This is a genomic window from Escherichia sp. KCJ4928, assembly GCF_004352695.1.
Taxonomy (GTDB): Bacteria; Pseudomonadota; Gammaproteobacteria; order Enterobacterales; family Enterobacteriaceae; genus ECMA0423.
Genome location: NZ_SJWV01000177.1, coordinates 1 through 8213, shown reverse-complemented (window position 1 = coordinate 8213; position 8213 = coordinate 1). Strand labels below are relative to the sequence as shown.

The following is an 8213-nucleotide window of genomic DNA, read 5'->3' as shown; positions in this document are numbered from 1 at the left end:
ACTGAGTACCGTCAGCTCCAGATAAGTCAACGCCAGTGCTTTAACTTCTGTCGTGGCATCACCCGCGACGAAATCAATAATTTGTTCGCCAAAATGATGAATAAGCGTTGCCAACAGTACGGCAAACAACGTCATGATCACCAATGACTGCCGCGTCGCCACCCTCGCTCGTCGTCGATCCCGCTTACCGAGACTAAATGCCACAACGACAGTAGTACCAAGATCGATAGCAGCAAAAAAAGCCATAATGACCATATTGAAACTGTCCGCCAATCCCACGCCGGCCATCGCATCTTTTCCCAGCCAGCTGACCAGAAAAGTGCTCAGGACACCCATCAGCAGGACACAGGCATTCTCCATGAAGATAGGAACAGCAAGCGGGGTTATCTCGCGCCAGAACAACACTTTGTAGCTCTTGCGTTTAGCGTGCCAGCGAGTGCCGTGAACAACCTGGCGTAAAGCAGAGGAGATATTCAAAGCCGACCTTAATTGCAGAAAGTGAAACCACATTTCAAATAATGAGGGAGAATCAGCAAAGCTGCAAAGATTTTCGCCAACAAATTGTCTGCAAATGCAACAAACTGTTGATAGAAACGGCAAACAGTTGGGGAATTTAAAAATCGGGTTTGACAAAAGATTTTTCGCCGTTAAGATGTGCCTCAACAGCGATTCCTCTGTAGTTCAGTCGGTAGAACGGCGGACTGTTAATCCGTATGTCACTGGTTCGAGTCCAGTCAGAGGAGCCAAATTTCTGAAAAGCCCGCTTTTATAGCAGGCCTTTTGCTATATCTGATAATCAATTTCCTCTTCACTGTTTTCCATCACCTGGCGCTTGATATCCTCAACTGACAGTCCTGCATTACAAAGTTCCAGAAAGCGCCAGACATAGTTACGCTGAAGTTGTCCTCGCTTGAGTCCCAACCAGACAGTATTAGCATCGAAAAGATGCCGCGTATCCAGGCGGATTAAATTCTTTTCCTCTTGTTCACCGCTGGATTGTTCGGCAACTAATCCGATCCCAAGCCCAAGAGCAACATAGGTTTTAATGACATCAGAATCCTGCGCACTTAATACAATATCTGCCAGCAAACCTTTGCGGGCAAATGCGTCATCAATACGTGAGCGCCCCGTAATCCCCTGTCGGTAAGTGATTAACGGCCACTTCGCTATTGATTCCAGCGTCAATGGTGTAATTTGCGTCAAGGGATGATCGTGTGGAACAAGCAAACTATGGTGCCAACGAAACCACGGGAAGGCGACGAGCTGCGGGTCATTACTCAAACGCTCGCTGGCGATACCAATATCAGCTTCGCCATTTTGCAACAACGTCACAATTTCCTGTGGCGTACCCTGGATTAGCTCCAGCCGAACCTCCGGGAAAAGTTCGCGAAAAGCTTTAATGACCTCAGGCAAGCTATAACGTGCCTGAGTATGCGTTGTTGCAATAGTGAGAACGCCAGACGTATCGTTGGTAAACAGGTCTGCAAGCCGACGAACATTACTGGCTTCATTCAGAATACGTTCTGCAATGACCAGTAATGCTTTGCCCGGTTCAGTCATGCCCAGCAGTCGCTTACCTCGTCGAACAAATATTTCGATGCCAAGTTCATCCTCCAGTTCCCGAATATGACGGCTGACGCCGGACTGTGAGGTAAAAAGCATATTCGCAACCTCTGTCAGGTTGTAATCCTGACGTGCAGCCTCGCGGATTATCTTTAGTTGTTGGAAATTCACGGTAAACTCCGGGCAGTTCAGATTTTCCGTTATTGTTAAAGTCTAATGCCCGGCATAACAAATAATAAAAAACCGCATCTTATTACATCCCGATATAACGCTTAGCTCACCAATTGCCACTGCCTTTTTTCCATCACTGGAGAACTCATCACTGACATTAACAACTCTTTCACTGCCTGTGCCTGTGGTGATAAGTTCGCTCTGGCGGGTAAATTTAATGACAAAGAGAGACTCATGGAAGGTGTGGTAATGCGTGACATCCACCCGTTTACTGCGCCACATAACGAACGCGCGGCCGATTCGGGTAATACTGCAACGCCCATGCCGCTGGCAATCGCTGCGGTAAGCGTGGCAATAGACTCAATTTCACCAATGACTTTTGCCGTGAGTCGCCGTAGGGAAAAAGCCTCATCAACACGAAGTCTAACAGCACTGTAATCACTGGGAAGAAAGAGGTTCATTTGCGCAATAGCATTAACATCAACGCTTTGCCCCGGACAATCTTGAGTCCCTACCAGGAAAAGATCTTCTTTCAGTAAAGCCTGACTGGATACACCAGCCACAGGGGAATGCTCATAAATCACCGCCATATCGAGTTGGTGATTTATCAGTTTTTCGTTAAGCACTGCACCACTATTTTCATGAAGATAGATAACGACCTCCGGGAATTCAGCGCGAACCGCCTGTAATAAGGGCATGGTGATGGATGACGCAGCGGTTCCTGGCGCAAAGCCAATCGAGACTTGCCCCGATAATGACTGACCAACGTTATGCACCGCCAGTTGGGCCTGCTCACACTGACGTAAAATGGCCCGCGCATGGGTATAGAGAATTTTTCCGGCGTCTGTTGGCGTAACGCCCCGTTTTGTGCGAATCAAAAGTTGTTGATTTAACTCACCTTCCAGTGTGGCAACCTGCTGGCTGAGCGCTGGTTGTGCGATATGCAATACTTCAGCAGCCTGAGTCAGGCTACCAATATCTACAATTTTTACGAAGTATTTCAGGCGTCTGAAGTTCATGTTGCCTCCGGTTTTTGAGAATCGGCCCAAGTGCCGCCATTACTTACAACCAGACTGCAAGATGCTTGCCAGTTTTATTTTGGCGTTGATGTACAAGCTAACCAACTGTCAAATAAGAGATTATGATAGATTCGTCATTGGCTCTTTTCACCAGCAGTCGCGTTCCCCTGCCCTATAAAAGGAGTGTATGCACCACGATGGTTCATTACCAATAAGATTGAAATCTCATCACTTTGTTGAAATTGACAGCAAACAAACAAAAAAATGCATTTCACCCTTTGACATCACCATGCACTGCCATTAATATGCGCCCCGTTCACACGATTCCTCTGTAGTTCAGTCGGTAGAACGGCGGACTGTTAATCCGTATGTCACTGGTTCGAGTCCAGTCAGAGGAGCCAAATTCAAAAAAGCCTGCTTTCTAGCAGGCTTTTTGCTTTCTAATTACCAACGCTCTTAAAACATCTGTCTTGAACCAGAACTAATTTGCACAGGCATTCCCGATCGACGTTGCAACGCAGCATTTGCGCGATTCACATCAACTTCTTGCCCGTTGATAAACGCCCGCAAAGATGGGGTTACCGGCAATGGCACTTTTCGGTCAGACTCATATTCTGCACGATTGCGCGACAGCGGCTCATGAACTTCCAGCCAGTTCGAGCCATCTGGTTCAGTGGTGTATTTTACTGGCTGGTCGATAATTTGCACACGCGTTCCAACAGGAACATTATCAAACAGATATTTGATATCGTCATTGCGCAGACGAATACAGCCCTGACTTACCCGAAGTCCAATACCAAAATTGGCATTGGTACCGTGGATGGCATACAACCTGCCAATATAAATCGCGTACAGCCCCATGGGATTATCGGGCCCCGCAGGAACAAATGCGGGCAAACTCTCCCCTCGTTTCGCATATTCGCGCCGAGTGTTCGGCGTTGGCGTCCAGGTTGGAGCTTCTTGTTTACGTTCAACGGTAGTCACCCAGTTACGCGGGGTTTCTCGCCCAGCCTGGCCGATACCAATAGGAAAGACTTCCACAGTATTACTGTCTGGCGGGTAGTAATAAAGACGCATCTCAGCGACGTTAACCACAATCCCTTTACGAACAGTGGCGGGCAAAATCAGTTGCTGCGGAATGGTGAGTTGCGAGCCAGACTTCGGCAAGAAAACATCAGCGCCCGGATTCGCTTCCAGCATGTTACTTAACCCTTGCCCGTATTGTGCGGCAAAAGTCTCCAGCGGCTGGGTATTGTGATCAGGAACAGTTACAGTAAGCGACTGCCCCACCAAACGGCTACCCTCTGGAGGTAATGGATAAGTTACCGCCAGGCTAGTATGGCTGGCAAAAAGCAGAGCAAATGAGCAAAGAATATTTACACGACGCATCATGTCCCTTTCCTATGTCGCGAAAGCTATCCGTTAAGTATAGCTTTTATCAGACTTTTCGTTTTTAACTGTTCAAATCAGAAGTCGTATTCCCCGGTAGAACAATATTACTGGCAGCAAGTTCGCCCATGTTGTTATATATCGCACAGGCAGCTTCGATGATGGGCATCGCCAGAGCTGCGCCACTCCCCTCACCTAAACGCATCTCCATATTGAGATAAGGCTCCAGCCCCAAATGCGACAGCGCTATACGCGCCCCTTTTTCTGCCGACAGGTGAGAAGGAATGAGATACGGTTTGATTGCAGGAGACATCTGGCAGGCTGCGAGCGCAGCAGCATAAGAAAGAAATCCATCCAGCAACACGGGTAAACCGCAGGAAGCAGCGCCTAACATCACGCCAGCCATTCCGACCAAATCAAATCCCCCCACTTTTGCCAGAACATCAACGCCATCCTGCGGATTTGGTTGATTCAACGTAATCGCCCGGCGCACAACATCAATTTTATTAGCCAGTTTATCTGTCGGCAGGTTTGCGCCAATCCCAACCACTTCTTCAGGATCCCGGCCAGTGATTGTGCTGACTATTGCCGCTGCCGGTGTCGTGTTTGCCATCCCCAGTTCACCTACATCAAACAGCGTGACACCGTTTTTTGCCAGCTCCCGCGTATAACATATGACGTCCAAAAGCAACTTTTCAGCCTGACGGCGACTCATTGCCGGAGCTGAAGCAATATTGCCGCTACCTCGTGCGACACGCATGTTGATAAGCCCGGGGATAGGCTCAGCACTATCAATACCAACATCAACTACGTGGACGTTAGCGCCCGCTTGTGCTGCCAGCACACACACGCCGGTTGTTCCGCGGGTCATATTTTCAGCCTGAATGGCTGTCACTTCTTTTGGGGAAATAGCGACCCCTTCCTCCCAGACGCCGTGATCGGCACACATAACCAGTACCGCTTTTTTGCCCACATGCGGTATGCCATTCAACCCCGGCATTCCCGCCAGTTGTATGGCAAGCGCCTCCAGCCTTCCCAGGCTACCAACAGGTTTGAGTAACCCGTCAATATGCCGTTGTGCACGCGACATAGCGGCAGGATCGATAGCAGGGATCGTATTCAGTAAATCGGCAAGTGTTTGCATGTCACGTCTCTTTATAGCAGTGCCAGCAGGAAGACCAGTTCACCAAGCTCTATAGCAGCTCCCAGCGTATCGCCGGTTTGCCCGCCCAGCGTACGTTTGAGAAGCTGACCGAGGATGAAAATCGCCACCATCGTCACCACCATAGCAGCCACACCATGCATACCCGGCAATAATACGGCAGCAAAAATAGCGGCTAAGCCGAGTGTGACGCAGGTTTGTCGCCCATCAATTTTGCCAATGAACACATTGCCAAGCCCTTCTTCCCGGGCATAACGATGACGATACATCAATAATGCGGCAGTCCCGCGGCTGACCGCACATGCTGCCGCCAGCGATGCAAGGATCGGTTCGCCACGCAGAGCCAACTCGCTTAATACCAGAATCTTTGCCAGTACAACAAAAATCAATGCCAGACCGCCATGGGTGCCTAAACGGCTATCACGCATGATTTCCAACATGCGATCGCGGCTACGTGCAGAAAATACGCCATCACAGGTATCGGCGAGGCCGTCTAGGTGGAATCCCCCGGTCATCAGCGCCAGCACAAGTACGCTAAACAGTGCCGCCAGTGGTACGCCACACCATGCCTGCAGCACCATGAAGACCAGCCCGCTAATCGCGCCAAGCAATAATCCAATTAAAGGAAAAGTAATAATACCGCGAGAATAATGCTCGAAATCCAGTCCCTGGGACCAGCGACGCGGTACAGGCAGACGCGTAATAAATGAGAGCATCGCCCAAAATAATTTACTCATTTGATTTTTACTCCAATACCCGAAACCACCAGCCATACTTCATTTGCCGCAGCGGCCAGCTGCTGATTTACCCGCCCGGCAATATCACGAAAATGTCGTGCCAGACGACTCTCCGGCACAATCCCCATTCCCACTTCGTTAGTCACTAATACAACCTTTGCGGGGCAACGTTGGCAGGCAGCAATCAACGACTGAATCTCAGCATTAATCGCCTGTTCCATCGCCTGATAATCCCATTCATCAGGGTCTTTATCGCCGCCATAATCAAACAACAGATTAGTCACCATTGTGGTAACGCATTCCAGCAACACAGCTTCATGCGGGTTAATGTCTGCATGAATTAATTCATCAAGATGTTGCCAACGCTCCACCGTGCGCCAGTGCGCCGGACGGCCTTGCCGATGATGTTCTATCCGTGCAGCCATCTCGTCATCAAGGATTTGCGAGGTGGCGATATACAGAACCTGTGAAGAGTCCCCAATAAGCGCCTCTGCGTGGCGACTCTTCCCGCTCCGTGCGCCCCCCGTCACCAAAATCATCATACCGACTCCTGATTCAATTGTATGATGGTATTCATTGAACAGAACAATGGATCCCCCACCATTGCTGACCGCAAAACATTTACACGATCAATACTGCGCGTAATATAATTAAAAATCCAGCATTCTCAATCCATTACGAAAGAAGATGGCATTGTGGAATAGCCAGACTTCCTCGTGTTAACGTCCGACAAAATGCGTCATTGACAGCGGTTTCTGTGGATTGACACATTTCATTCAGATAATGAATTAATGCTACTGCCGGACCAACCAGCAAACGGGCATTGTGTTCTGAAATCCAGGCTATTGATTCAACGTCAACGACAGATCTGCGCTGTAAAAGAACTTGTAAAACAACGCAATAGAATTATCCGGAATGGTGGCGACTATGCACTAGAACACCACAATTTCGCTCTCTCGGTAAGGCACTGTCACAGCATTCAACAGAATGTGACTTGCCAGATTTATTAGCGCCACCAGATGTTTAACCGGGTAACCACGACCCAGTCGGGGATATATTCCATCTTCTCGCTGACATCATCAAGAATAAAAAGGTTTATCACACTCAGAGCAACGTTCTTCAGCAGGCGGGATAATTCTTCAACATTTAAAAGATGTGTTATTAAAGGCATACAAACTGGACGTATTGTATTTTCTTTTGGTGGTTGACCTAAGGTAGCAGTTTATCCTGATGCGCTGAGATTTCTGTAATATCTACGTCAACATTCTCCTCGAATAGAAAATGCAGCCTCGGCAAGTGATTCACATTTTTTAACAAAACGTTGTTAGCGTGCCATTTTCAGAAGCTCTCCAAGAAAGCGAATTCTTTTCTCAAATTCTGCATTCTCAGACACAGCTTTCTACTCCATGGCAATGGCCCAAATACGAAGTTGCTCAGGATCATTAGTGGTGCTGAGAAGTTAAATAACCATGCGGAGTACCACTCGTCATCACGTATTTATATATCATGAAGCTATTGTTGTGTTTTGTACATCAGTAGATGTATTCTGATATACTCCTTTTGCTAGACATAACCTTTCACCTGCTTGCAAAGCTTCTGTGTTCTGACATTGCCAAATTGTTGCAATTCTGTATCCAGCCTTCTTTCAGTCATAGCTTCGGGCCGCGATAAGACTCACTGATCTGGCCCTGATTCCTCTTGCAGACTTTATAGACCAATTAAAATGCAGTTTCTGCAGGTCAACGTCTGACCATCATTGTCATCACTCTGGCCATTAGAGTAACCTTCTGCATTCATCCTTTTGTAAAAAGTTTATGTCAGTATCAGCAATTAACCGGACCTGATACTGATATGAGTCTTACCGCATATACGGTCAATTTCAGCAATTAATTACATTATCCACGCCAAAGTGTTTGTCATCGCAATGATGGTACCTTCTTTCAGACACCATTTTTTCAACTCCGTTTTCCACGGACCGCACTCTTATGTCAAGAGTGCGGTGATCCTACCCACGTAATATGGACACAGGCCTAAGCGAGGTTCTGGTTTTCAAATTGTTCCGGACTGAGGCCGCCACACCAACTGTGCCGCCGCCACCGATTGTAATCACATTCGATATAATTAAACACCGTTGCCCGCATTATTTCCCGGCTGATAAAGTGTTCTCCATGG

Annotated in this window: 7 protein-coding genes, 2 tRNA genes and 3 pseudogenes; 2 read left to right on the top strand and 10 right to left on the bottom strand. The window is 48.0% G+C overall.

Translation table 11 applies throughout. The annotated features are described in order from the left end of the window. Positions 1-510 (bottom strand): annotated as a pseudogene (yeeO, locus tag E0D98_RS19205) (toxic metabolite efflux MATE transporter YeeO); the annotation flags it as partial. A 160-nt stretch (positions 511-670) separates the two neighbouring features. On the opposite strand from yeeO, the gene E0D98_RS19200 reads away from it, so the two are divergent. Further along, positions 671-746 (top strand) — tRNA-Asn (locus E0D98_RS19200). A gap of 37 nt (positions 747-783) precedes the next feature. On the opposite strand, the gene cbl is transcribed toward E0D98_RS19200, so the two are convergent. Together cbl and nac are read right to left on the bottom strand one after the other, a co-directional pair. Further along, positions 784-1734, bottom strand: coding sequence for an HTH-type transcriptional regulator Cbl (cbl, locus tag E0D98_RS19195; RefSeq protein WP_131890852.1), 951 nt, complete (start codon positions 1732-1734; stop codon positions 784-786). A gap of 101 nt (positions 1735-1835) precedes the next feature. Then, positions 1836-2753 carry a nitrogen assimilation transcriptional regulator NAC gene (gene nac / locus E0D98_RS19190; protein WP_001011483.1) on the bottom strand — a complete coding sequence of 306 codons (918 nt, stop codon included), beginning with the start codon at positions 2751-2753 and terminating at the stop codon, positions 1836-1838. A 325-nt stretch (positions 2754-3078) separates the two neighbouring features. On the opposite strand from nac, the gene E0D98_RS19185 reads away from it, so the two are divergent. Next, positions 3079-3154, top strand: a tRNA-Asn gene (locus E0D98_RS19185). Between the two features lie 55 nt (positions 3155-3209). Here the strand turns inward: E0D98_RS19185 and ldtA are convergent. The 7 genes and pseudogenes from ldtA to E0D98_RS19150 all read right to left on the bottom strand — a co-directional run. Further along, complete coding sequence (ldtA, locus tag E0D98_RS19180) at positions 3210-4145, bottom strand: L,D-transpeptidase (RefSeq protein ID WP_000986331.1); 936 nt, start codon at positions 4143-4145, stop codon at positions 3210-3212. Between the two features lie 61 nt (positions 4146-4206). Further along, entirely contained in the window at positions 4207-5286 is a 1080-nt protein-coding gene (cobT, locus tag E0D98_RS19175) for a nicotinate-nucleotide--dimethylbenzimidazole phosphoribosyltransferase (RefSeq protein WP_131890849.1), read from the bottom strand. Between the two features lie 11 nt (positions 5287-5297). Continuing rightward, the gene (gene cobS / locus E0D98_RS19170; RefSeq protein WP_001297350.1) at positions 5298-6041 is read right to left on the bottom strand and encodes an adenosylcobinamide-GDP ribazoletransferase; all 744 of its coding nucleotides are present in this window, start codon (positions 6039-6041) and stop codon (positions 5298-5300) included. After that, a complete protein-coding gene (gene cobU, locus E0D98_RS19165) occupies positions 6038-6583 on the bottom strand; it encodes a bifunctional adenosylcobinamide kinase/adenosylcobinamide-phosphate guanylyltransferase (protein WP_000973159.1) in 546 nt (181 codons plus the stop codon). Before cobU ends, cobS begins: the two co-directional genes overlap by 4 nt. A gap of 133 nt (positions 6584-6716) precedes the next feature. Continuing rightward, positions 6717-6890, bottom strand: a pseudogene (locus tag E0D98_RS28010) (cobalamin biosynthesis protein); the annotation flags it as partial. Then, positions 6887-7075: pseudogene (locus E0D98_RS28005) on the bottom strand (IS4 family transposase); the annotation flags it as partial. The pseudogenes E0D98_RS28005 and E0D98_RS28010, both read right to left, overlap by 4 nt. Before the next feature lie 996 nt (positions 7076-8071). Next, positions 8072-8213: IS3 family transposase (locus E0D98_RS19150; RefSeq protein ID WP_071685826.1), on the bottom strand; the 142-nt coding region annotated here is incomplete at its 5' end.

Coding starts and splice junctions, on each gene's coding strand:
- nac (WP_001011483.1), bottom strand. CDS start 2,753: ATGAACTTCAGACGCCTGAAATACTTCGTAAAAATTGTAGATATTGGT.
- ldtA (WP_000986331.1), bottom strand. CDS start 4,145: ATGATGCGTCGTGTAAATATTCTTTGCTCATTTGCTCTGCTTTTTGCC.
- cobT (WP_131890849.1), bottom strand. CDS start 5,286: ATGCAAACACTTGCCGATTTACTGAATACGATCCCTGCTATCGATCCT.
- cobS (WP_001297350.1), bottom strand. CDS start 6,041: ATGAGTAAATTATTTTGGGCGATGCTCTCATTTATTACGCGTCTGCCT.
- cobU (WP_000973159.1), bottom strand. CDS start 6,583: ATGATGATTTTGGTGACGGGGGGCGCACGGAGCGGGAAGAGTCGCCAC.